Origin of the sequence: Sedimentitalea todarodis, from assembly GCF_032595355.1 — a bacterium.
GTDB lineage: Bacteria > Pseudomonadota > Alphaproteobacteria > Rhodobacterales > Rhodobacteraceae > Sedimentitalea > Sedimentitalea todarodis.
The window spans coordinates 345,419-367,280 of the sequence record NZ_JASMWN010000002.1 but is presented as its reverse complement, the minus strand read 5'-3'; the positions used below and the strand labels follow the sequence as shown (position 1 = coordinate 367,280).

Genomic DNA, 21,862 nt, shown 5'->3' with positions numbered 1-21,862 from the left:
CGACTTTGCGACGGGTTCAGGCCGTGAGCGCGTCGTGGTCGCCATCGCCGGCGCGGGCATGGGCGACATCGCCGAAATCGCTGAGTTGGGAAATATGCGGGAAGAGGTCGAGATAGACACTGCGCATCGTGTGGCTGATGCTGCGCGCGGCGTTGGCGCCGGGGTGGTAGGTCTCGAACTCGAGGCCGGCAACGCGGATCACAGCGTGGCGTGGCAGACAGATATGAAACAGGTCCACAGCTGTGGGCGGTGCGGTTTCAATCACGTTCATGCCGTCTTGAAATTCCTGAACCGGCGTCAGTGTCTTAAGGCCGCCTGAAACCGCCCGCAGATGGTCGGGCGTGTGCAAGAGCCGGGCCGACGGACCCGCGATGACGCAGGACATCGGTCGCTGCATGCCAAAGCTATCGGCCATGATCCGTGTCAGGCGCAGGTTGCGGCCCTGCGGTCCGGGGCGGCCCGGCGCAAGCGTGGTGCAGCCCTTCCAGATCAGCGGCTCGCTGGGGCCATCCTTGGTGAGGATGCGGTCGCCCGGCAGCAGGTCTTCGATGCTGATGGCACCGGATTCGGTTTCGACCATCGACCCACGGGTAAAGGCACAGAAGGCGTCTTCAAATACCGGCAGTGCCGGGGCGATGTGGCGGGTTTCCGCAATACTCCCGTTTGGGAGCAGTGAACTGACTTCGTAGCGGCGCAACTGTGGTTTCGGCTGGGCGCGCATCGCTGCGGGATCAAGCAAGCTTGGAACATTGGTCTGGACGGCACGGGTCGCCGCGCGGCTCAGCGGGGTTGGGAGCGTCATGGATTCGTGGCCCTTGTTGCCGGTCAAATCTGCGTCGGCCCCCACCGACAACACAGACCGACACAGTTGTGAGTTGGTCTGTAATGATCCAATTTTGCCCGGATACCACTCAAATTGTCAACGAAAGTAGAGCATATTTAGTAAAATTGGACCAATTCACCCCCAACGGCGTGTATTGTTGCAGAGTTTTCTCACTTTTTAGATCCTTCGTGTCAATTCCTCGTTATCACTATGACAGGAACCCGCCAGGATTATGTCAGCGCGATGGCGAAGCGCCGCGACGTTGCCAGGGAGGCAAGCCAACAGCAGAATCGGTTAGCGCAAACAGGGGTGCAGTTGATTCGCGAAACCCGCAATTGGGCGGCGCGGCAGGATCGGGTCAAAGCCGGATGACCGAAATCAACCGACCATAGTCAACGTCCTTGCAGTGCACGCTGCGGCGGTAGGAATAGAAGCGGTCCTGATCCGAATAGGTGCAATGCCGGGTCCATTCCGCGTGGCCGATACCTGCACGTCGAAGCCGGTGCAGACCGAACGCTTGCAGGTCAAACAGCAGCCGGTCGCTGTTGCCGTTGGCAAAGAACCGGGCGTTCTCCTGATCATCCGCCATGAAGTCATCCATGAATTCCGGGCCAACTTCGTAGGCGCGCTGGCTGATCGAGGGGCCGATAACGGCTGTGGTGTTCTTGCGCTGCGCACCGAGCACTTCCATCGCATCAATCGTGGCCTCAAGCACGCCATCCAGTGCACCACGCCAGCCGGCATGGGCGGCGCCGATGACTCCGGCGTCGGTGTCGGCAAAAAGCACGGGTTGGCAATCGGCGGTCAGAATGGAAAGCGCAATTCCGGGGGTCGTGGTGACCATCGCATCGGCGCGGGGTTTTTCGCGCAGGGGCGCGTTCACCTCGACCACATCGGCAGAGTGAACCTGGTGCACCCCGACCAGCGCGTCAGGCGCAACGCCGATCGCATCGGCCACGCGGGCACGATTGATCGCAACTACGTCTGCCTGATCGCTGGAGCCGGTGCCGCAATTCAATCCGGTAAACACGCCGGACGACGCGCCGCCGCGCCGGGTAAAGAACCCGTGTTGCAGGGGTGAGAGACTGTCCGCTGTCAGGATTTCCAGTGTCATGGTTCCAGTCCGGGTGGCGGTGCGGCGGTGGCGGGATAGAGGCCCAGTGTTTTGAACAGGTTTCCCATTTCGGTGGGGTGCGTCAACCTGCGATGCGCAGTGACGAGATTTTCCTGTGCATTCCCACTGAGCGATCGGGCGAGCGTTTGGGCGCGGGTGGTGATACCGAGCCGTTCCAGAAAAACCCCTTGCGTGGTCAGACGGCTATGGGCGCATCCGGCGGCGGTGGCGGCGGTTGCCAGTGTTTCGAAATCGACATGCGCGGTCAGGTCGGCCTCACCGGGGGTGCTCAGGATATCGGCAGTTTGATGCGCCCGAAGAGCTTGCAGCGTGTCGCCAAGTGAACGCCAGTCGCCATAATCGACGATCAGGGCCGCCCCTCCATGCCGGGCGATTCGCTGGGAAAGGGCGGTAACGATCGGCGTGGCGGCGGGGCAGACCTCGACCAGATCGCCGTCCTTGGTGTCGGTCAGGCGATGATCGAGTGCGGGGTACGCGGCGGGGTCTGTCAGGCCAATGATCAGATCGCCGCTCTGCGCTCCGACGCGCCGCTCGCGCCAGCCGGTGCTTTCGCGGATGAATTGCCGGATCGGCAAGGCATCAAAGAACTCGTTGGCGATCAGGAACAGCGGTTGATCAGGCAGCGTGTCGACGTCGTCGTGCCAGGTCGGATCGTAGGTTTGCAAGGCCTTGGCTTGCGCCGCGCGCAGAGGCGGGGAGAGTTCCACAAGCGCGATCTGGGCGGCGGCGTGAAAACCGGGAACGGCGCGGGTCGCCCGCAACAGGTCAGCCATGAGGGTACCGCGTCCGGGGCCGAGTTCTCCAAACGTGAAGGGAGCCGGGTTGCCTTGATCCAACCACGCTTGCGCCAGCGACAGGCCGATCAGTTCTCCGAACATCTGGCTGATCTCGGGCGCGGTGATGAAATCGCCAGTAGCCCCCAGCGGGTCGCGGGTGGCATAATATCCAAGCGTCGGATGCAACAGGCAGTCATTCATGTAGCTGGCAATGCTGATCGGCCCATCTGCTCGGATGCGGGAAAGGATCTGCTCCTTGAGGTTCATGTCGCGGGTGTTCGGCAGGCGCGCAGGATCAGCCAGACGCCGAGTGCCATCATCGGCAGGCATAACACCTGCCCCATGGTCAGCCCGTACCCGCCCATATGCCAGACAAGACCAAGCGGATTGCCCGGCGCTACGAATTGTGCATCAGGTTGGCGCGCGAATTCGACAAGAAACCGCGCAAGACCATAGCCGGCAAAGAAGGTGCCCGCGACCAGACCCGGCCGTTTCAGCGCGCCGCGCCGATAGACCAGCCACAGAAGCATCGCGCCGAGAATCAGACCTTCGAGCAGCGCCTCGTAGAGTTGCGAGGGATGGCGGGCGCAGAGCCCTTGGATGCCGGGACAGTTCTGCGCCGCAATGCCGGGAAAGACCACGCCCCAAGGCAACTCGGTAGGCCGACCCCAAAGCTCGGCATTGATGAAATTCGCCATCCGCCCCAACAGGAGGCCGGGGGGCACCGCATGAGCCACCAGATCGGCGACGGACAGCCGGGGGATACTGTGACGTATGGCATAGAGCCATGTCGCGACGATCACGCCCAGAAGTCCGCCGTGAAAGGCCATGCCGCCCTGCCAGACCTTGAGGATCTCCATCGGGTTTTGCAGATAATAGGCGGGCTGGTAAAAGAGCACAAAGCCGAGCCGCCCGCCGAGGATGACGCCAAGGATGATCCATGTCAGCAGATCCTCGATCTGCGCCGGGGTTGCCGGTGCCTGATCGGCGGGCCAGAGATTGGGGCGGCGGACTGCCATCACTGCCAGTCGCCAGGCGATCAGGATGCCGACAATATAGGCCAGAGCATACCAGCGCAGGGCCAGTTCCATGCCGAAGATGGATATCGAAAACAGCTCGGGGGAGAGGTCGGGAAATTGCATGGCGCCTTCTGACCGTGCACGCGCGACGAAGTCAACCTTGTCGCGGCGGCATTGCTTGCCCATATAGAGAGCAACCCGATACGGAGAAGACAGATGCAGACCCGCAACAAGATCCTGGACGACATTTCGCAATTGATGACCAACGCAATGGGCGTGGCCCAGGGCGCGAAGGGCGAGGCCGAGACGGCGATGAAATCGCTCTTGGACCGGTGGCTGGCCGATCGCGATTTCGTGACCCGTGAAGAGTTCGACGCAGTGCGTGCGATGGCCCAGAAGGCACGCGAAGAGAACGACGCGCTCGCAGCGCGAATTGCAGCTCTTGAAGGCAAGGCCGGGAAATAACCCAAAGGCGGCGCTGCCGCGCCATTCTGTATTCTGACACCTGGCAGGCGCAACGCAGAACAGCAGCGGCGCGCGCGGTCGGGCGTCAAGGCATCGCGAATCTGCCAATATTTTGGCGGTTTTCGAACTCTGTCCACAACTTATTGAGGCTCCCCCCAAAATAGGGGGTTGCCAGAGATGCACATGCGGCGCACCATATATTGTATGAGATCGGGGGATCGCCCCGGCTTGTAGAGCAGTCAGCTAGCGCTAGGGGCGCTACACCGCCCCCGCTGCTAGAGATCAGTGAGGTGGCATCATGGCCCTTTCCGAACAGTATCTGGAAGACGACATTCACCCGATCGACATCGTCGAGCACATCGCGTCCGATCATGATTGGGATTTCGACCGTATTGGCGACGACCAGATCGCCATGGCCGTCGAAGGGCAATGGCGCACCTATTCCATCACCCTCGCATGGTCCGCCTATGACGAGACCTTGCGCATGGTCTGCACGTTCGAGCTTGAGCCACCGGAAGAGAAATTGCCGACGCTGTATGAGTTGATCAACCAGATGAACGATCAGTGCTGGGCGGGGGCCTTCACCTATTGGGATGAACAGAAGCTGATGGTCTATCGCTATGGTCTGGTGCTGACCGGCGGACAGATGGCGTCTCCGGACCAGATCGATACGATGATCAGCGCGGCGGTCCTGAGTGCCGAGCGCTACTACCCTGCGGTGCAGTTGATGATCTGGGGAAACCGCACGCCACGCGAGGCGATGCAGGTCGCCATTGCAGAGGCCTACGGGCGCGCGTAAACCTTTGCCCTGAACCGGTTGGGTAAGGGGCAATCATGGACATGAAAGATGTGGCGGACCGCGGGCTGGTTCTGTTGGGCTGTGGCAAGATGGGGTCGGCCATGCTGGCTGGCTGGCTGAACGGCGGCTTGCCCGCAGGTTCGGTCTGGGTGATCGATCCCAATCCGTCTGACTGGGTCAGGGCGCAGGGTTTGCATCTGAACGCCGACCTGCCAGCGCGGCCCGCCATTATCCTGATCGCGGTCAAACCTCAGATGATGGGCGATGCGCTGCCCGCAATTGCGGCCAAGGGCGGCGGTGGAACGTTGTTTGTATCAGTCGCCGCCGGAACGCCGATCTCGGCGTATGAGGCGATCCTCGGCGTCGCATCGCCCATCGTGCGTGCGATGCCAAATACCCCTGCCGCCGTCGGGCGCGGGATTACGGCTCTGATCGGAAATGCCACCGCCGGGCCGGATGATCTCGACCTGGCCGAGGGATTGTTGTCGGCGGTGGGACAGACCGTGCGGCTGGACAGTGAATCGCAGATGGATGCAGTCACCGGAGTGAGCGGCTCCGGCCCGGCCTATGTCTTTCATATGATCGAAACCATGGCTGCGGCAGGCGAGGCACAAGGGCTGCCTGCCGATCTCGCCATGAAGCTCGCAAAGGCGACGGTTGCGGGCGCGGGCGCGTTGGCGGAGGCGGCGAACGAAGACCCCGGTCAGCTGCGGGTCAACGTGACCAGCCCCAATGGCACGACGCAGGCCGCACTTGAGGTTCTGATGGACGAAAAAACCGGCTTTCCAACGTTGCTGAAGCGGGCCGTTGCGGCCGCTGCGGATCGCTCGAGAGAATTGGCCAATGGCTGAGATTACGCTCGATGATTTCCTGAAGGTGGATGTTCGCGTCGGCACGGTCCTGCGCGCGGAACCCTATCCCGAGGCACGCAAACCGGCGATCAAGCTGTGGATCGATTTCGGCGGCGAGATCGGGGAGCGCAAGTCTTCGGCGCAGATCACCGCCCGCTACCAGCCCGTGGCGCTGATCGGGAAGCAGGTTCTTGCGGTGGTCAACTTTCCGCCACGTCAGATCGGCCGGTTCATGTCCGAGGTTCTGGTGCTGGGCTTGCCGGATGACTCGGGCGAGATCGTCTTGATCGGGCCGGATGGAGAGGTTCCTGTTGGGGGCAGACTGCACTGACAGGACTGTTGGTGGCTCGTTTTGCCGCCAGCAATCTCGCCGAGGCTACTTTGGTGTGACATCACCAACAGCTTCGCGCCAGTGGCGGCGGCAGAGCGAAACATAGGTTTCATTGCCGCCGATCTGCACTTGTTCGCCTTCGGTGATGGCCCGGCCCTGTGCATCCTGGCGGATGACCATTGTGGCCTTGCGCCCACAGCGACAGATGGTCCGGACCTCGCGCATTTCGTCCGCCAATGCCAAAAGCGTCGCGGATCCCGGAAACAACTCTCCCCGAAAATCGACGCGTAAACCATAGCAGAGGACCGGTAAGTTCAGGTCATCCACGACGCGGGCCAGCTGCCAGACCTGTTCATGGCTCAGAAATTGGGCCTCGTCCACAAAAACGCAGGCGATTGTCCCTTTTTTCAGCCGGGTGGCGATCATGGCAAAGAGATCGTCGGCGGGTGCAAAGATGTCGGCTTCGGCCCCGATGCCGATCCGCGAGGCGATCCGCCCGGCGCCAGCGCGGTCGTCGACCCGCGCGGTCAAGAGGTAGGTGTCCATGCCATGTTCGCGGTAATTGTGCGACGCTTGCAGCAGCAGCGTCGATTTCCCGGCGTTCATGGACGAGTAGTTGAAGAAAAGTTTGGCCATTGCAGCCATTTACCTCGTTTTGCACGGGCATTGAAGCGTTGGCGCAAATGTTCCGCACAATTTCAGACTGCACAATGTCGGCACCAAGGGCGAATACGGTCGGTAGAGAGGGATACCGACCGTATTGCGCTGACAAAGACCGCGGACTTGGTGCGGCCCGCGGTCAACTCTTTAAACAATGCCCCATGGGGCGCAAAACTCGTACCGCTACCTCTTCTGCTGAGAGGTATGGAAAACATATGCCATCTGGATTATGAGGACGTTATGGGAAAACAATTCTGACATTCCCCGTCTAAGGAACAACAAGCGTACCAGTTCAGGGAAGAATTGAATGAATGAAGCCGGCAGTTACCTGAAAAAGCACACGGAATCCCTGATCAAGGATGTCGGGATCGAAGCCGCGTGCAGGATCACCGGGAAATCCAAAGCGACGCTTGGACGCTACTATTCGGAACATGACGAGCATTCGGATCGCTTCATCCCGGTGGACGCCGTTGCCAAGCTCGAGGCGGAGTCTTCCTTTCCCCATGTGACCAGCGCTCTGGCGGATCTGAAAAAGATCACGCTGTCCTACGATGACCGTCACCCCAACATGCCCGAGAGCGGCGGCGTCAACCATGATGTGATCGCGTTAAGTCAGCGGTTCGCGATGCTGATGGCCGAGTACCAGCAGTCCATCGAAGATGGCATCATCAGCATCAACGAGGCAAAGCGGCTGCTGCGTGAAACCCTGATGTTGCAGCAGGTGCTGATCGACATGAAGCTGCACCTCGAAGAGGAACACCGCACCTAGCGCGAAACGCTCTGGCTGCGGCGCTTCAGCAGCACCGATCCGACGGAATACCCGGCCCCGAACGAGCAGATCAGGCCATGGTCACCATCCAGCAGGTCGTCGGAGTATTTTGAGAATGCGATGATCGAGCCCGCAGACGAGGTGTTGGCGTAATCCTGCAGGATGTTGGGTTGCTCGCCCGGCTCCGGCACGCGGCCCAGCACCTTGCGACCGATGAAATCGTTCATCGACTTGTTGGCCTGATGCAGCCAGAGCCGTTTCAGATCGCCGGACTGAACGCCCTGATCCGCAATGTGATCGGTGATATGGGCGCTGACCATTGGCACCACTTCCTTGAATACCTTGCGGCCGTTCTGCATGAACTGCATGTCGCGGCGGTCCTTTGTGCCATCCGGGCGCGAGCGGCGCAAAAAGCCATTGTTGTTGCGGATGTTGTTGGAAAACCTGGTTGCGCAGCGGGTTGATTTGATCTCGAAACATGCCCCCTTTGCGTCTTCGGCGCGTTCGATCAGGGTGGCGGTGGCGACATCGCCAAAGATGAAGTGACAATCACGGTCGCGCCATTCCAGATGCGCCGAACAGATCTCGGGATTGACCACGAGCGCCGACCGGATCGATCCTGCGCGGATCATGTCGGCGGCGGTCTGAATGCCAAAGGTGGCAGAGCTGCAGGCGACGTTCATGTCGAAGGCAAAACCCTGAGCGCCCAACAGGTTCTGGATCTCGACCGCGACGGCAGGATAGGCGCGTTCCATGTTTGAGGCGGCGCAGATCACCAGATCGACATCGCTGGCGGTGCGATCCGCTGCGGCAAGTGCCTTTTGCGCCGCATCCAGACCCATCTCTGCCATCAGTGACGGTTCATCGTCACTGCGCTGTCGCAGCAGCGGATGCATGATGGTGGGGTCGAGGATACCTGTCTTGTCTATCACGTGCCGTTGCTCGATGCCCGAAGCCTTGAAGATGAACTCTTCGCTGGAATGATCCTGGGCCTCGACCTCGCCGGCGGCGATGGCCTCGGCATTTTCGGCATTGAACATGTCGGCATAGGCGTTGAACGCCTTGACCAGTTCCGCGTTGGAGATGGTCTGTTCCGGAGTGAACAGCCCGGTTCCGGTGATTGCGGGAATGTGTGTCACGATGGCGTCCTTCTGGGTTCAGAAGAACTTAGCTATGCCGATGTGCGGGAGCAAGAGGCGTGGCTCAGGGCGATCTGGAGCAAGTCCCACGGATGTGGCTGCCGTCAGCTTTTCTGACCAATCCGGCTCTCGGTGCCCGCGCGGATCCGCTTGATGTTGTCGCGGTGCCGCCAGAACACGAGAATGGTGACCAGCCCGCCAAAGATCAGCGCGGTGCCATAGCCGAGAAACACCGCGCACAGGGTCGATCCTGCGGCGGCGACCAACGCACCCATGGAAGAAATGCGTGTCACAGCGGCCGCGGCGAGCCAGAGCGCGCAACAGGCAAGCCCGACCGGCCATGCCAGCGCCAGCCAGATACCGAAAAATGTGGCCACTCCCTTGCCGCCGCGAAAGCCGAGCCAGATCGGGTAGCAATGTCCAAGCATCGCGGCCAGGGCGGCGAGCTGTACCGAGTCTTCGGGCGCAAAGGCACGAGCCAGCAGCACCGCGACGACCCCTTTGCCCCCGTCAAGCAGCAGGGTCAGCGCGGCGGCAGTCTTGTTGCCGGTGCGCAGTACGTTGGTGGCGCCGATGTTGCCCGAGCCGATATCACGCAGATTTCCCAACCCCATGACCCGCGCAACGAGCATGCCAAAGGGGATCGAGCCAAGCCCGTAGCCGACGAGCGCCCACAGGATCATCTGGGCGATGGATGAATCAAAGGCGGGCATCAGGCTCTCCGATAGACCGGGTTTCCGGCAACATAGGTTGCGAGGACCCTACCTTGCATCCGTTGCCCGTCAAACGGTGTGTTGCGGGATTTTGAGTGCAATATCGCGCGGTCGAGCACGAAGGGCACATCGGGGTCAAACAGCACCAGATCGGCGGGTGCACCGGGGGCCAGCCTGCCGCACTCCAGCCCGAGCCGCGTCGCGGGGTTCAGTGACAGAGCTGCGAAGAGCGTCGGCAGGTCGAGTTGATCGCCGTGATAGAGGCGCATCGCGGCGGGCAGCAGAGTTTCCAGCGCAACCGCGCCGCTGGCGGCCTCTTCAAAGGGCAGGCGTTTGCTCTCTTCGTCCTGTGGGGTGTGCATCGAACTGATGATGTCAATGAGGCCGGTGCGAACGGCATCGATCACCGCGAGGCGGTCATCTTCGGAGCGCAGCGGTGGCTTGACCTTGAAGAAGGTGCGATAGTCGGCAACGTCAAGTTCGTTCAGCGTCAGATGGTGAATGCTGACCCCGGCGGTGATGTCGAGCCCGTTCTTGCGGGCGCGCTCAAGCGCGGGCAGGGCGCGGGCGGTGGTGATCTGATCCGCGTGATAGCGTGCGCCGGTCATTTCCAGCAGCGCAATGTCACGATCCAGACCCATACGTTCGGCCATGGGAGACACGGCGGGCAATCCGCGCAGGGAGGCGAACTTGCCCGAGGTGACACAGGCCCCGTCCGAAAGGCCGGGATCCTGGGGGTGGGCAATGACCAATGCATCAAGGCTGCGGGCATAGGTCAATGCGCGGGAGAAGACCTTGGTGTTTTGCACGACATGATCGCAATCGGTGAAGGCCACCGCGCCCGCGTCCATGAGAAATCCGATTTCGGTCATTTCACGGCCGCCGCGGCCCTTGGTCAACGCCGCCATCGGCAGCACGTTGACCGGGGCGGCGGCATTGGCGCGGCGGGTGACGAATTCGAGCGTCTCGGGGCTGTCGATCGCGGGCGTGGTGTCCGGGCGCGTGACCATGGTGGTGACGCCGCCCGCTGCTGCTGCCAGTCCGGCAGAACGATAGCTTTCCTTGTGCCGTTCGCCGGGTTCACACACTTTCACGCCGATATCGACAATGCCAGGGGCGAGGCACTTGCCGCCACAATCGACCAGTTCGGCGTCTTCGGGCACGGCAATTTCGGCTCCGGCTGCGACGATGCGGCCATCGCGCACGAGCAGGGCACCAAGGGCTTCGGTTCTGGCCTCGGGGTTGATGAGGCGGGCGTTTGTAAAGAGTTGGGCGGTCATCGGCGATGCCTTTCGATGGTCGCTATGGTGGCGGCAGGGTCAGCCTGGTATTTGATCAGGTGCTTGTCGCCGCCTCTGGTGATGACCTGCACGAAACAAGTCATGCTGCGCAGCGTTTCGATCTGATCAAGGGGGACGCGACGGCCGCCGGGTCCGCTCAGGGTATCGTCCGTGATTTCCCAGACTTCCGCGAGTTGTTCAGATGCGAGATACCATCCACGCAGCGCGATGGCGGCGAGGCCAGCGACTGCGCCGGTCCAGATATGCGGGCTGCCCATCAGCCATAGAACGAACATGGCCAGCGCCATTGCCACGGCGGCCAGCGTCATGTGGTTCTGGATATAGGCCTGCCGGTCCGCGGTGAAACGAATGGGAATTTCGGTCATCGGAGCACCACGTAAACGAGTATCGCAACCAGCATCATCACCATGGCAAAGATACTGCCGCCAATCGCGCGAGAGCGCGCCCGGGCGGCACGGGGAGATTGCGGCGACCCGCTGCGGCGCCTGGCGCTATCTGGCGCCGGTTGCGGTTGCGTGGTCCAGTTGGTGGGGGTCACCGTGTAGGCGCCAAGTGGCGACAAGCTGGCGGCCGGAGTCAGACTTGCGGCGCGCCCGCCAAAGGCGCGGCTATGTACAAGCAGAACATGGCCCGTTGTCTCCGCTAGGCTGTCGGCGATCTGATCCTCGGGAATGGCGTGACCCTCGATCAGGTAGCCGGGCAGGCCGAGATCGTCCAGATCGCTGACCGGGAAGATCTCGACATGCTGCGGGTCGAGCCCGGTGACCCCCAGAATATCTTCCAGCGCACCGGGTTCGTGCAGGAACCTGATCTGTTCGCGCCGCATATCGAGCGCGAACAGCCGCAGTACGCCGGTTTCGTTCGCTGACACGGTAAGCAGTTCACTCATGCGGCAGTAGGCCTCGCGTTGCGCAGGTTGCGGGCCAGGAGTTCCATCGCCGCCATGCGAATGGCGACGCCCATCTCGACCTGATCCTGAATCACCGAGCGGTTGATGTCATCGGCCAGTGTGCCATCGATTTCGACGCCGCGGTTCATTGGCCCGGGGTGCATGACGATGGCATCGGGTTTCGCCAGCGTCAGCTTGTCGGCATCAAGCCCGAAGCGGTGATAGTATTCCCGCTCGGACGGGATAAATCCACCATCCATCCGCTCGCGCTGGAGCCTGAGCATCATCACCACGTCGACATCGGCAAGTCCCTTTTTCATGTCGTCAAAGACTTCGACGCCGAAAGACTCGATCTGCGCGGGCATCAGGGTCGGCGGGCCGATCAGGCGGATGCGGTTTTCCATTTTGCCCAGCAGCAGAATGTTGGAGCGCGCGACGCGGGAATGGGCGATGTCACCGCAGATGGCGATGGACAGGCGGTGCAGGCGGCCCTTGGCCCGCCGTATGGTGAGCGCGTCCAAAAGTGCCTGGGTCGGGTGTTCGTGGCGACCGTCACCGGCGTTGAGCACCGCGCAGTTGACCTTTTGCGCCAAGAGATCGACAGCGCCGGATTGCGGATGGCGTACCACCAGAAGGTCGGGATGCATGGCGTTCAGCGTCAGCGCGGTATCGATCAGGGTTTCACCCTTCTTGATCGAACTGGCCTGCATCGCCATGTTCATTACATCGGCCCCAAGCCGCTTGCCCGCGATCTCGAAACTCGCCTGTGTTCGGGTCGAGTTTTCAAAGAACATGTTGATCTGCGTCAGGCCGGCCAGCACGTCAGAATGCTTGGCAGTTCCCTGGTTCATGGTCACGTAATCTTCGGCGAGATCAAGAATAGTGGTGATGTCGAGGGGGCCGAGCTGTTCGATACCCAGCAGGTGGCGATGGTCAAAGGACATAGGCGCTCCGCATGTTGGCATGTGCCTTATAGGTAGGAGGAAAGGTGCGGGCAAGCGGCGGGGCTGCGCGCGTGCGCGTGTTTTTTCACGTCCTAAACCCGCAGGATCACTGGGATCGGGTGCCGACAGGGCCGAATGCGGCGCGATGTTGTTTTGGCATTCCCATGAATGCAATCGCCGCCTAGAGTTGCGGCATGATCAATTCCCGCCTGCTCTTCGTCGCCCTCTGCCTTGCGCCTTTGTCGGCAGGTGCCGATGCTCCCGTGATCGAGGACGTCACAGTGCGCCAGGGGGCAGGGGGGTTGACGTTTGATGTCACCCTGTCCCATCCGGATACGGGATGGGAGCACTATGCCGATGGATGGCGGGTGCTGGATATGGCCGGGGACGAGCTGGGCCTGCGGGTTCTTCTTCATCCGCATGTCGAAGAACAGCCGTTCACCCGCTCGCTCGGGGGTATCAGCGTTCCGGACGGAGCCACGCAGGTGCAGATACAGGCGCGGTGCCTGGTTGATGGATGGTCTGATCAAACCACTATCGTTACGTTGCCGTAACTTGTTCCGATTCGCGGCGCGGTGCATTGCCAACGGCAATGCCGAGGCATGAAATCGCGCGTCAGCGCGGCATTTGGATCACGCCCTGTGATATGGCCCGCCGGCGAGGATGTTTGTCGCGCGATAAAGCTGTTCGGTGAGCATCACCCGAACCAGCATGTGCGGCCAGACCATCGTGCCGAAAGACAGGCTGAAATCCGCCTCGGCGCGAAAAGACGGGTCGAGCCCATCGGCGCCGCCGATCAGCAGCGCCAGATCCCGGCGGCCATCGTCGCGCCATCCCGCCAGCCGTTTGGCAAAGCCGGGCGACGACAGCGTTCGCCCGCGTTCGTCCAGCGTGCAGATCAAGGCGCCTTCGGGCACGGCGCGGCGCAGCAATTCCGCTTCACCGCTCATCCCGCCGCCTTTTCGCTCGTCAATCTCGATGACCTGCGCAGGCCCGAGGGCCAGCGCACGACCGGTCCGGTCGAACCGGGTCAGGTAATCGTCAATCAGTGTCTTCTCCGGTCCGGCCTTTAGGCGACCGACCGCACAAATCGTTATGCGCACAGCATCTTTCCGGCCGGATCACCGGCAATTCGCGTTCAGTTGGCGGTCACCGTGCCGCCGGAGGGCAGCCACATTTTTTCCAGCTGATAGAAGTCCCGTACCTCGGGACGGAAGATATGTACGATGACGTCACCGGTGTCGATCAGAACCCAATCCCCGGCATCCTTGCCTTCGACCTTGCTGGTCCGTCCGAACTCCTGCTTGAGCCGGTCAGTCAGTTTTTCGGCCATGGCCGACACTTGACGCGTCGAACGTCCCGAGGCGACGACCATGAAGTCGCCGATCTCGGTCTTGCCGCGCAGATCGATCTGCACAACGTCCTCTGCCTTGTCGTCGTCAAGTGAAGTGAGGATTCGCGCCAACAGCGTTTCGCTTGTCGGCTGGGTCTGGGCGGTCATGAGACCGGCCCGATCATCAGCGGAAAGGCCCGCCTCAGTATGGATTGACAGGACATTGTCCTCCTTTTGGCGCGCCGACAGACCCCCGACGCTGGGGCTGATCTCAAGGTAACAACCCGTAGGTTATTTTTCAATTGGCAGCGACCCGATGATCAAAGAGTGTCACCCCGGTGCGCCATTGCCGGTATCGGTCCGCTCGCTTACCTCGGCCTCCGGTTCGTGCAGCAGCCGCACTTCCCGCTGGGGGAAGGGGATCGATATGTCGTTTTCCTTGAAGATATCCCAGAGTGCCAGATAGACATTTCCCCGCACGTTGGTCAGCCCGGCTGTCGGATCCCCGATCCAGAAACGCAGGATGTAGTCCACGCTGCTGTCGCCGAAACCGACAATATGACACACCGGTGCATTCGGATGCACCAGAACGCGTTTCACCCCGGATGACGCCTCAATGGCCAACGCCCGGACCGTGTGCGGGTCATCGTCGTAGGCGGTGCCGAAATAGATATCGAGCCGGACCAGCTGATTGGAGTGGGTCCAGTTGACGACCTGGTTAGCGATCAGATCTTCGTTCGGGATCAGGTATTCCAGCCCCTCCCGCGTCTTGACCGACACATAACGCGCGCTCAGGGATTCGATCCAGCCGAAGGTGTCGCCCAACGAAATGACGTCGCCCGGCTTGATCGACTTGTCGAGCAGGATGATCACGCCGGAAACAAGATTCGACACCACCGTCTGCAGGCCAAAGCCCAGCCCGACACCGATGATCCCGTAGAGAAACGCCAGGCCCGTGAGATCCAGCCCGATCGCCTGCGCGCCGATGTAGAAGGCCAGACCATAGAGCAGAAGTTGCACGCCTTTGGTGGTCAGCTCCTGCATCGACGGGGAAATGTCCTGGTTCTTGCGGACATTCGCTGTGAACATGCGCGACAAGAGCCGCGCACCGGCAAACAGAACTCCCAGGATGACCAGTGCTGAGATGACCGACAGTGCCGAGATTCGGGTCTCGCCGAATTCGATGGCGAGCCGATCCAGGAACGCCGCGATCTCGTCGAGCGCGTTCAGGAAATAGAGCGTGGCGTAGATCCACAGGAACCACCGCACGGTCCGGCGCAGCGTGCGGTTGCGCACCAGCTGCGCGGCAAGCCCAATGGAAAACCAGACCGTCGACAGGGTGGCGGACAGCCCGATCAGGTAGCTGCGCGAGGGCCAGGTCACGTTCTGCATCACCAGATACACCAGCCCGGCGATGATCGAGAACCAGATCAGGAACAGCCGGCGGCGTATCTGCACAATCAGGCGCAGGCGCCATTTGGGCCATCCTTCGCGCGATCGCGCCCAATCCTGCAGGCGCGGTTCGGTGGATTTCCTGAGTAGCCAGGCGAGCGCAATCAGGACCAGAATGATCAAAACCTGATTTTGCCGCCATCCAGGCACAAACATCCAGGCGATCAAGTCGCGCGCCTGCTGATAATATAGAATGAGGGTCTGTATCAGCGTGCTCGTGGTTTCTGTGACCGGATCCATGGCGCTCCCCGTTTGCGATACGCTGGCACGGCGAATGCCGGGGCGCAAGCGGATCGCGTATTCTCTTCCCGGCCCGGGCCAAGGCCCCGCAGGCGGGTGCCGATGATCAACCTTGAATGAATCCGGCGGCCCCTGTATCTGGTCGGCATGATTTCTTTTGTAACGCCAAGACTCGACCTTCAGGACCGGCTTCGCCTGCGCGAACGGTTCTTTGGCGCAACGCGTTCGGTGCTGGCGCGGCTATAACGCGCGCGCATCTATTCACGCTGTTCAGTTTCCAAACAACGGGAGAGGACCCATGTCCCCCAAAACGCTCTATGACAAGATCTGGGATGCCCATGTCGCCCACGAGACCGACGACGGCACAACCCTTCTCTATATCGACCGCCACCTCGTGCACGAGGTGACAAGCCCGCAGGCCTTCGAAGGGCTGCGGATGACCAATCGCATCGTGCGCGCTCCGGACAAGACCATCGCGGTGCCGGATCACAATGTCCCGACAACGCTGGACCGCGTCAATGGCATCGACAACGAAGAAAGCCGTATTCAGGTCGAGGCGCTGGACAAGAACTCCAAGGATTTTGGCATTCACTACTATCCTGTCAGCGACGTGCGGCAGGGGATCGTGCATATCGTCGGGCCGGAACAGGGTTGGACGCTGCCGGGGATGACCGTGGTTTGCGGTGACAGCCATACGGCGACCCACGGCGCGTTTGGCGCGCTGGCGCATGGTATCGGCACATCCGAGGTGGAACACGTCCTTGCGACGCAGACGCTGATCCAGAAGAAATCCAAGAACATGAAGGTGGAAATCACCGGCAAGCTGCGTCCCGGCGTGACCGCAAAGGACATTACCCTGACTGTCATCGGCGAGACCGGCACAGCGGGCGGGACCGGCTATGTCATCGAGTATTGCGGCGAAGCGATCCGCGATCTTTCAATGGAAGGCCGCATGACTGTCTGCAACATGGCGATCGAAGGCGGGGCCCGTGCGGGCCTGATTGCCCCGGACGAAAAGACGTTCGAGTATTGCAAGGGCCGCCCCCACGCACCCAAGGGCGCACAATGGGAAGCGGCGATGGCATGGTGGAAAACGCTGTACTCGGATGATGACGCACATTGGGACAAGGTTGTCACCATCAAGGGCGAAGATATCGCACCGGTCGTCACATGGGGCACCAGCCCCGAAGACGTCTTGCCGATCACCGCGACGGTTCCCGATCCGGCCGATTTCAAGGGCGGCAAGGTCGAGGCGGCACAACGTTCGCTCGATTACATGGGCCTGACGCCTGGCACCCCGCTGAGCGAGATCGCAATCGATACGGTGTTCATCGGATCCTGCACCAATGGCCGGATCGAAGACCTTCGCGCCGCCGCGGAGATTCTGCGTGGCAAGAAGGTCAAGGACGGGATGCGCGCGATGGTCGTGCCGGGATCCGGTCTTGTCCGGGCGCAGGCAGAAGAAGAGGGCCTTGCCGATGTCTTCATCGAGGCCGGGTTCGAATGGCGCCTTGCAGGCTGTTCCATGTGCCTTGCCATGAACCCCGACCAGCTGGCGCCCGGCGAACGCTGTGCCGCGACCAGCAACCGCAACTTTGAAGGCCGGCAGGGGCGCGGCGGACGTACCCATTTGCTGAGCCCGGCGATGGCTGCGGCTGCGGCGATTACCGGACACCTGACAGACATACGAGAGTTGATGTAACGTCTGCGCAAACAACCTCTGAAGGAACACTGATATGAAAACCTGGACAAAATGGCTGATTGTTGGCGTGCTGTCGGTCTTGTTTGGCCTGTTCGTGCTTGCCAACCCGGTTGCTGCGTCGATTGCGGTGACAACATTGGCCGGTGTGCTGTTTGCAATCTCTGGCGGATTTCAACTCTTCGCGGGTTTTGGCGAAGAAGGCGGCATGTCCAAGGCTCTTGGCATTGGTCTTGGGCTGCTGATGCTGTTGCTGGGCCTGTCGCTGATGTTCGATCCGCTCGAGGGTGTGCTATCGCTCGCGACGCTGGTGACCATCCTGTTCGCCGCCAGCGGTATCACCCGCCTGATCTCGGCGTTTCAGATGCGTGAGACACCGTTCTTCTGGCCGATGCTCATTTCGGGCGGGCTGTCCGTCCTGCTTGCGGGCTATATCCTCGCGCATTTCTTTGAAATCGCACCCAGCCTTCTGGGCATCCTTCTGGGCATTGAATTGCTGTTCAACGGCATGGGCCTGATTGCGCTCGCGTTCTTTTTGCGGACGGCGAAGGGCATCATGAAGGACAAGCATCAGGCGAAATTCGACAAATAGAACCAACCGGGGTGATATGCATTTCGCCCTACGGAGACGAATATGGACAAGTTTACGACAATCACGGGGATCGCGGCACCAATGCCGATGATCAATATCGACACCGATATGATCATCCCCAAGCAATTCCTGAAAACGATCAAGAGATCGGGTTTGGGCGTCAATCTGTTTGACGAAATGCGCTATGACGACGACGGCAATGAACGGCCCGACTTTGTGCTGAACAAGCCGCAGTATCGCGACGCCGAAGTTCTTGTGGCGGGCGATAATTTCGGCTGTGGCAGTTCGCGGGAACACGCGCCATGGGCGATCAAGGACTTTGGCATCCGCTGTGTGATCGCACCCAGCTTTGCCGACATCTTTTTCAACAATTGCTTCAAGAACGGCATTCTGCCGATTGCTCTGCCGCAAGACGCTGTCGATGTCCTGATGAAGGATGCGGAGAAGGGTGCGAATGCGCGCATGACCATCGATCTTGAGGCTCAGACTGTGACCACATCGGATGGCGAAAGTTTCGCGTTCGAGGTGGATTCGTTCAAGAAACACTGCCTTATTGAAGGCTTGGACGACATCGGTCTGACGATGGAAAAGGTCGCCTCGATTGATACCTTCGAGTCCCAGACCGCGCTGGAACGCCCCTGGGTCTGATCCGGTCTTGTCGACTGCTGATGCTGATTGGGCCGCGTATCCACGTGGCCCGATTGCGTTCAGTTGGCGCGCGGACGCCGGGGCGCGCCCTCTGCGGCTTTTCTGCCTGTACCAGGCACGGTCCTCGTCCGGGACCAATGCTGCGGGTAGGCAAGGCCGCCGAGCCATATTGAGATACACGCATTAATTGTAGTGAAGGCGAGCCAAAATTGATGCAAACTGGCACCAGTTCGCCGCTGTTATCGCCGGATTGCAAGGTTCAATGCCACCGAGACTTGAGCGCTTGTCCGCTCTTGCGCAGTAATGTCGTAGCAGGGCGCCGCGCCACCCGCTTGCTTTGCGGTTCAAGTTGGTATTGCGGCACGGGCGAATGTCGCTGCCGGTCCAGTTTGAAGGGAAAGAGCTAGTGTTTAGACGGATCGCCGGTGCACTCACGCGCGGCATTCTGGTGGCCCTGATGATCGCGACACCATCGTTGTTGCTGCCGGGGTACTTGACGGATGCGACGGAAATCGTTGCCTTGCTTGCCATCGTCGGCGCGGGCCTGACATTCGCCGAGTACTATACCAACTTTCCCAGCATCGTTGAGTTCCGCGATGCGCCACCGCTGAATCGCCTGCGCTTTATCGCTCTGCTGCTGATGGTTCTCATGCTGACATTGGCGACCAAGAACGCCTATGAACCCACCGCCATCACCGCGATTTTCAACGGGATCGGGCAGGTCGTCGGCCACTACAGCGACTTTCCCTATTCACCGATCCGTCTGGTCATCGGGATGTTGCCCGATGACATTTCGGTCGTGACCATGGAAAGGGTGCGTGATGCCGCAGGCGTTGCCTATGCGATCGCACTGGCCAGCGTGGTGGTGTTTCTCGGTGCGGTGCGCCTCTATGGGTGGCCAACAAGACAGGGGGCATTCAACGTTTGGGTGAACCTGCCGCGTTTTGACCCGACGACAGGTGGCGATGTGGTGCATCGCCTTCAGCGCGACGGCCGGATCAACGCAGTGCTCGGAATCTTGCTGCCGTTTCTTATTCCCACGCTGGTCAGGATGGCGTCCGACCTGATCGATCCGATCACAGTGGAGCATCCGCAAACGATGATCTGGACGATCAGCGCGTGGGCCTTCCTGCCGGCAAGCATGATTATGCGGGGGATCGCGATGATACGCATTGCCGAACTGATAGAGGAAAAGCGCCGCCGCGCCTCGCAAGAATCCGAACCTGTGCGTCTGTTATGACGCCGTTGCGGACGCGCGCGCTCTGCGCGGCATCCCTCAGCGTTGTGTCGACCCTGGCGATTGGTGAAACTCTACGCGTCGCCACGTTCAACGCGGAATTGGAGGGCGATGGCCCCGGCCTGCTTTTGCGTGACCTGACACGAGAGGACTCCGATCAAATTGAAGCGGTCGTGCGGGTGATCGCGCGCACTTCGCCCGACATTCTCGCGCTTCAGGGGATCGACTGGGACTATGACGGTGCCGTCTTGAATGCACTGGTTGATCTGCTCGCGGCCAGCGGGGTGTCATATTCCTACCATTTCGCCGCGCGCCCCAACGCCGGGCTGGCGACCGATCTGGATCTGGACGGTGACGGGCGGCTGGGCGGTCCCGGTGATGCACAGGGGTTCGGGGATTTCACCGGGCAGAGCGGGCTTGCCGTGCTGTCGCGCTTTCCGATCCGAACCGGACAGGTGCGGGATTTCAGTGGCCTTCTCTGGCGCGACATGCCCGGTGCATTGTTGCCGACAAATGACGACGGCACTCCGTTTCCGTCCAAGGAGGCGCAGGCCATTCAACGGCTCTCGAGCACGGCGCATTGGATTGTTCCGATCGAGCTGCCGGACGATACGGTTCTGTCGCTGATGACCTTTCACGCAAGTCCACCGGTGTTTGACGGGCCAGAGGACAGGAATGGTCGTCGTAACCACGATGAGATTCTTCTTTGGCGGGCGATCCTGGACGGCGAATTCGGCGATGCGCCGGACAGGTTCGTGCTGGCCGGGGACGCCAATCTGGATCCGCAGGACAGCGATGGACGAACCGAGGCGATCCGTGTGCTGATGGCAGACCCGCGATTGGTGGACCCGAGGCCCGCCAGCGCAGGGGCCGCCGCGATGCCCGATCAGGGCCACAAGAGCCGGAATGCGCACGACACCGTCGATTGGGATGGTATCGGGCGCTTTCGCGTGGACTATGTGCTGCCATCCGCGCAGCAGGAGGTTATCGACGCGGGTGTGTTCTGGCCCGCGCCGGATGAACCGGGACATGACGATGCCTTAGCTGCCAGCCGCCACCGTCTGGTTTGGGTCGATCTGCTGCTCGACTGACGGATGGGACACGGCAGAGGCCAGCGCTTTGCGTACGGGCGTATTCTGAAAGCCCGGCAGAACTCGATCAAACGCTGCCCGATCCAGCCAGTGCGGCGTGTCCCAGATATACCGCATCTCAAGCAGGTGTCCCGCCAAGCGCCAGAACGGCTGCGCGAGGATCAGTGGCAACCATGCCATTTTTTTCAGACGCACCGAGCCCGGCGATATCCGGTCAAGAATCTCCGACATATCCCGCCCGCTCATCGTGTATCCGGGAAATGGAATGTCGGTGAACCCGGGCATTGCTTCGCGCCGCTCTGCGAGTTGAACAATGGCCCGGCAATAGTCGGGTAGATAGGCCCATGCGTGGGGGATCTCCGGATTTCCGGGGTAGATGAACCGGCCCTTTGTAAGGGATTTTGTCATCACCCGATCAAACCAGTTGCCCGAGTTCCGGGTGTCGATGAAATCTCCTGCGCGCAAGAGGATGGTGCGTACGCCGGACTGGCGATACGCCTTTTCCATTCGAATCCTGATGCGGCCCAACGGGTTGTCTGCGCGGTGGTCTGACGACGCGGTCCACGGTGCCAGGGTGTTTTCGCCAAAGACATAGACGTTGCCTGGCAGGATCACGGTGGCACCGGTCTGTCTTGCTGTCTTGATGACCTGATCATGAAGATCTGGAACCTGCGACGCCCAGTCGGTGTAGGGCGGGTTCCAGCCATTCACGATCACATCGGCACCACGGGCCGAGGCCATCAGATCATCTCGGGAACGGTCAAATTTGCGGACCGCCCATCCGGCGGCGGCAAACTGCTCGGCGGCGTTGCGGCCGAAGCGGCCGCTGGCTCCGAGTATCAATGCGGTTTGGGTCATGGTCATCTCCTGACTGAATGTGGTGTCAGTGAACCAGATATCCATTCGCCACGGTTATAGGTATTGCCAAAAAGTGACGGTCAGCTATTCATGGATGA

Annotated in this window: 26 protein-coding genes; 11 read left to right on the top strand and 15 right to left on the bottom strand. The window is 60.9% G+C overall.

Features of this window, described 5'->3' with window-relative positions:
• Nucleotides 1-16 precede the first annotated feature (16 nt).
• From QO231_RS04555 to lgt, 4 genes are all read right to left on the bottom strand, one after another.
• Nucleotides 17-802 (bottom strand): Hint domain-containing protein, encoded by a 786-nt coding sequence (locus tag QO231_RS04555; protein WP_316773741.1) that lies wholly within the window; start codon nt 800-802, stop codon nt 17-19.
• A 379-nt stretch (nt 803-1,181) separates the two neighbouring features.
• On the bottom strand, nt 1,182-1,937 hold the full coding sequence (pgeF, locus tag QO231_RS04550) for a peptidoglycan editing factor PgeF (protein ID WP_316773739.1): 756 nt from the start codon (nt 1,935-1,937) through the stop codon (nt 1,182-1,184).
• On the bottom strand, nt 1,934-3,001 hold the full coding sequence (locus tag QO231_RS04545) for a class I SAM-dependent methyltransferase (RefSeq protein ID WP_316773864.1): 1,068 nt from the start codon (nt 2,999-3,001) through the stop codon (nt 1,934-1,936). Before QO231_RS04545 ends, pgeF begins: the two co-directional genes overlap by 4 nt.
• Complete coding sequence (gene lgt / locus QO231_RS04540; protein WP_316773737.1) at nt 2,998-3,876, bottom strand: prolipoprotein diacylglyceryl transferase; 879 nt, start codon at nt 3,874-3,876, stop codon at nt 2,998-3,000. The genes QO231_RS04545 and lgt overlap by 4 nt, the downstream gene beginning before the upstream one ends.
• Before the next feature lie 93 nt (nt 3,877-3,969).
• On the opposite strand from lgt, the gene QO231_RS04535 reads away from it, so the two are divergent.
• The 4 genes from QO231_RS04535 to QO231_RS04520 all read left to right on the top strand — a co-directional run bounded on the left by QO231_RS04535 (nt 3,970) and on the right by QO231_RS04520 (nt 6,199).
• Complete coding sequence (locus QO231_RS04535) at nt 3,970-4,218, top strand: accessory factor UbiK family protein (RefSeq protein WP_316773735.1); 249 nt, start codon at nt 3,970-3,972, stop codon at nt 4,216-4,218.
• Between the two features lie 298 nt (nt 4,219-4,516).
• Complete coding sequence (locus QO231_RS04530) at nt 4,517-5,017, top strand: type III secretion system chaperone family protein (protein ID WP_316773734.1); 501 nt, start codon at nt 4,517-4,519, stop codon at nt 5,015-5,017.
• A 35-nt stretch (nt 5,018-5,052) separates the two neighbouring features.
• Complete coding sequence (proC, locus tag QO231_RS04525) at nt 5,053-5,868, top strand: pyrroline-5-carboxylate reductase (protein ID WP_316773732.1); 816 nt, start codon at nt 5,053-5,055, stop codon at nt 5,866-5,868.
• A complete protein-coding gene (locus QO231_RS04520) occupies nt 5,861-6,199 on the top strand; it encodes a tRNA-binding protein (protein ID WP_316773725.1) in 339 nt (112 codons plus the stop codon). The genes proC and QO231_RS04520 overlap by 8 nt, the downstream gene beginning before the upstream one ends.
• A 45-nt stretch (nt 6,200-6,244) precedes the next feature.
• Here QO231_RS04520 and QO231_RS04515 read toward each other — a convergent pair whose 3' ends face one another.
• Complete coding sequence (locus QO231_RS04515) at nt 6,245-6,835, bottom strand: thymidine kinase (RefSeq protein WP_316773723.1); 591 nt, start codon at nt 6,833-6,835, stop codon at nt 6,245-6,247.
• A 331-nt stretch (nt 6,836-7,166) separates the two neighbouring features.
• Here QO231_RS04515 and QO231_RS04510 point away from each other — a divergent pair, with 331 nt between their 5' ends.
• Complete coding sequence (locus QO231_RS04510) at nt 7,167-7,628, top strand: hypothetical protein (RefSeq protein ID WP_316773721.1); 462 nt, start codon at nt 7,167-7,169, stop codon at nt 7,626-7,628.
• On the opposite strand, the gene QO231_RS04505 is transcribed toward QO231_RS04510, so the two are convergent.
• The 6 genes from QO231_RS04505 to QO231_RS04480 form a co-directional block, all read right to left on the bottom strand.
• Nucleotides 7,625-8,767, bottom strand: a complete 1,143-nt coding sequence (locus QO231_RS04505; RefSeq protein WP_316773719.1) for a beta-ketoacyl-ACP synthase III — start codon at nt 8,765-8,767, stop codon at nt 7,625-7,627. The genes QO231_RS04510 and QO231_RS04505 overlap by 4 nt on opposite strands.
• A gap of 104 nt (nt 8,768-8,871) precedes the next feature.
• A complete protein-coding gene (plsY, locus tag QO231_RS04500) occupies nt 8,872-9,480 on the bottom strand; it encodes a glycerol-3-phosphate 1-O-acyltransferase PlsY (protein ID WP_316773717.1) in 609 nt (202 codons plus the stop codon).
• Complete coding sequence (gene pyrC, locus QO231_RS04495; RefSeq protein ID WP_316773715.1) at nt 9,480-10,760, bottom strand: dihydroorotase; 1,281 nt, start codon at nt 10,758-10,760, stop codon at nt 9,480-9,482. The genes plsY and pyrC overlap by 1 nt, the downstream gene beginning before the upstream one ends.
• Nucleotides 10,757-11,146, bottom strand: a complete 390-nt coding sequence (locus QO231_RS04490) for a hypothetical protein (protein WP_316773713.1) — start codon at nt 11,144-11,146, stop codon at nt 10,757-10,759. The genes pyrC and QO231_RS04490 overlap by 4 nt, the downstream gene beginning before the upstream one ends.
• On the bottom strand, nt 11,143-11,670 hold the full coding sequence (locus QO231_RS04485; protein WP_316773712.1) for a hypothetical protein: 528 nt from the start codon (nt 11,668-11,670) through the stop codon (nt 11,143-11,145). The genes QO231_RS04490 and QO231_RS04485 overlap by 4 nt, the downstream gene beginning before the upstream one ends.
• A complete protein-coding gene (locus QO231_RS04480) occupies nt 11,667-12,614 on the bottom strand; it encodes an aspartate carbamoyltransferase catalytic subunit (RefSeq protein ID WP_316773710.1) in 948 nt (315 codons plus the stop codon). Before QO231_RS04480 ends, QO231_RS04485 begins: the two co-directional genes overlap by 4 nt.
• A 194-nt stretch (nt 12,615-12,808) precedes the next feature.
• Here QO231_RS04480 and QO231_RS04475 point away from each other — a divergent pair, with 194 nt between their 5' ends.
• The gene (locus QO231_RS04475) at nt 12,809-13,168 is read left to right on the top strand and encodes a hypothetical protein (protein ID WP_316773708.1); all 360 of its coding nucleotides are present in this window, start codon (nt 12,809-12,811) and stop codon (nt 13,166-13,168) included.
• 78 nt (nt 13,169-13,246) lie between these two features.
• Here QO231_RS04475 and rlmH read toward each other — a convergent pair whose 3' ends face one another.
• The 3 genes from rlmH to QO231_RS04460 all read right to left on the bottom strand — a co-directional run bounded on the left by rlmH (nt 13,247) and on the right by QO231_RS04460 (nt 15,639).
• Nucleotides 13,247-13,717 (bottom strand): 23S rRNA (pseudouridine(1915)-N(3))-methyltransferase RlmH, encoded by a 471-nt coding sequence (rlmH, locus tag QO231_RS04470; RefSeq protein WP_316773706.1) that lies wholly within the window; start codon nt 13,715-13,717, stop codon nt 13,247-13,249.
• Nucleotides 13,718-13,752: 35 nt separating this feature from the next.
• Nucleotides 13,753-14,115 carry a ribosome silencing factor gene (gene rsfS, locus QO231_RS04465; RefSeq protein ID WP_316773705.1) on the bottom strand — a complete coding sequence of 121 codons (363 nt, stop codon included), beginning with the start codon at nt 14,113-14,115 and terminating at the stop codon, nt 13,753-13,755.
• A gap of 162 nt (nt 14,116-14,277) precedes the next feature.
• Complete coding sequence (locus tag QO231_RS04460) at nt 14,278-15,639, bottom strand: mechanosensitive ion channel family protein (RefSeq protein ID WP_394356564.1); 1,362 nt, start codon at nt 15,637-15,639, stop codon at nt 14,278-14,280.
• A 298-nt stretch (nt 15,640-15,937) separates the two neighbouring features.
• Between QO231_RS04460 and leuC the strand changes: the two genes are divergently transcribed.
• From leuC to QO231_RS04435, 5 genes are all read left to right on the top strand, one after another.
• A complete protein-coding gene (leuC, locus tag QO231_RS04455; RefSeq protein WP_316773703.1) occupies nt 15,938-17,341 on the top strand; it encodes a 3-isopropylmalate dehydratase large subunit in 1,404 nt (467 codons plus the stop codon).
• Nucleotides 17,342-17,375: 34 nt separating this feature from the next.
• Entirely contained in the window at nt 17,376-17,930 is a 555-nt protein-coding gene (locus QO231_RS04450) for an HdeD family acid-resistance protein (protein WP_316773701.1), read from the top strand.
• Nucleotides 17,931-17,972: 42 nt separating this feature from the next.
• Complete coding sequence (leuD, locus tag QO231_RS04445; protein ID WP_316773699.1) at nt 17,973-18,578, top strand: 3-isopropylmalate dehydratase small subunit; 606 nt, start codon at nt 17,973-17,975, stop codon at nt 18,576-18,578.
• Between the two features lie 406 nt (nt 18,579-18,984).
• A complete protein-coding gene (locus tag QO231_RS04440; protein WP_316773697.1) occupies nt 18,985-19,818 on the top strand; it encodes a hypothetical protein in 834 nt (277 codons plus the stop codon).
• A complete protein-coding gene (locus QO231_RS04435; protein ID WP_316773695.1) occupies nt 19,815-20,906 on the top strand; it encodes an endonuclease/exonuclease/phosphatase family protein in 1,092 nt (363 codons plus the stop codon). Before QO231_RS04440 ends, QO231_RS04435 begins: the two co-directional genes overlap by 4 nt.
• Here QO231_RS04435 and QO231_RS04430 read toward each other — a convergent pair.
• A complete protein-coding gene (locus QO231_RS04430) occupies nt 20,856-21,764 on the bottom strand; it encodes a Rossmann-fold NAD(P)-binding domain-containing protein (protein WP_316773693.1) in 909 nt (302 codons plus the stop codon). The two genes, QO231_RS04435 and QO231_RS04430, sit on opposite strands and share 51 nt — an antisense overlap.
• Nucleotides 21,765-21,862 lie beyond the last annotated feature (98 nt).

Bases quoted from the DNA above. Each gene is read 5' to 3' on its own strand.
- QO231_RS04515 (WP_316773723.1), bottom strand. From the start codon at position 6,835: ATGGCCAAACTTTTCTTCAACTACTCGTCCATGAACGCCGGGAAATCG.
- QO231_RS04490 (WP_316773713.1), bottom strand. From the start codon at position 11,146: ATGACCGAAATTCCCATTCGTTTCACCGCGGACCGGCAGGCCTATATC.
- QO231_RS04480 (WP_316773710.1), bottom strand. From the start codon at position 12,614: ATGTCCTTTGACCATCGCCACCTGCTGGGTATCGAACAGCTCGGCCCC.
- QO231_RS04510 (WP_316773721.1), top strand. From the start codon at position 7,167: ATGAATGAAGCCGGCAGTTACCTGAAAAAGCACACGGAATCCCTGATC.
- QO231_RS04530 (WP_316773734.1), top strand. From the start codon at position 4,517: ATGGCCCTTTCCGAACAGTATCTGGAAGACGACATTCACCCGATCGAC.
- QO231_RS04555 (WP_316773741.1), bottom strand. From the start codon at position 802: ATGACGCTCCCAACCCCGCTGAGCCGCGCGGCGACCCGTGCCGTCCAG.
- QO231_RS04460 (WP_394356564.1), bottom strand. From the start codon at position 15,639: ATGGATCCGGTCACAGAAACCACGAGCACGCTGATACAGACCCTCATT.
- QO231_RS04485 (WP_316773712.1), bottom strand. From the start codon at position 11,670: ATGAGTGAACTGCTTACCGTGTCAGCGAACGAAACCGGCGTACTGCGG.
- rsfS (WP_316773705.1), bottom strand. From the start codon at position 14,115: ATGACCGCCCAGACCCAGCCGACAAGCGAAACGCTGTTGGCGCGAATC.
- leuC (WP_316773703.1), top strand. From the start codon at position 15,938: ATGTCCCCCAAAACGCTCTATGACAAGATCTGGGATGCCCATGTCGCC.
- pgeF (WP_316773739.1), bottom strand. From the start codon at position 1,937: ATGACACTGGAAATCCTGACAGCGGACAGTCTCTCACCCCTGCAACAC.
- lgt (WP_316773737.1), bottom strand. From the start codon at position 3,876: ATGCAATTTCCCGACCTCTCCCCCGAGCTGTTTTCGATATCCATCTTC.
- plsY (WP_316773717.1), bottom strand. From the start codon at position 9,480: ATGCCCGCCTTTGATTCATCCATCGCCCAGATGATCCTGTGGGCGCTC.
- pyrC (WP_316773715.1), bottom strand. From the start codon at position 10,760: ATGACCGCCCAACTCTTTACAAACGCCCGCCTCATCAACCCCGAGGCC.
- QO231_RS04430 (WP_316773693.1), bottom strand. From the start codon at position 21,764: ATGACCCAAACCGCATTGATACTCGGAGCCAGCGGCCGCTTCGGCCGC.
- QO231_RS04545 (WP_316773864.1), bottom strand. From the start codon at position 3,001: ATGAACCTCAAGGAGCAGATCCTTTCCCGCATCCGAGCAGATGGGCCG.
- QO231_RS04535 (WP_316773735.1), top strand. From the start codon at position 3,970: ATGCAGACCCGCAACAAGATCCTGGACGACATTTCGCAATTGATGACC.
- QO231_RS04520 (WP_316773725.1), top strand. From the start codon at position 5,861: ATGGCTGAGATTACGCTCGATGATTTCCTGAAGGTGGATGTTCGCGTC.
- QO231_RS04450 (WP_316773701.1), top strand. From the start codon at position 17,376: ATGAAAACCTGGACAAAATGGCTGATTGTTGGCGTGCTGTCGGTCTTG.
- leuD (WP_316773699.1), top strand. From the start codon at position 17,973: ATGGACAAGTTTACGACAATCACGGGGATCGCGGCACCAATGCCGATG.
- QO231_RS04435 (WP_316773695.1), top strand. From the start codon at position 19,815: ATGACGCCGTTGCGGACGCGCGCGCTCTGCGCGGCATCCCTCAGCGTT.
- QO231_RS04475 (WP_316773708.1), top strand. From the start codon at position 12,809: ATGATCAATTCCCGCCTGCTCTTCGTCGCCCTCTGCCTTGCGCCTTTG.
- proC (WP_316773732.1), top strand. From the start codon at position 5,053: ATGGACATGAAAGATGTGGCGGACCGCGGGCTGGTTCTGTTGGGCTGT.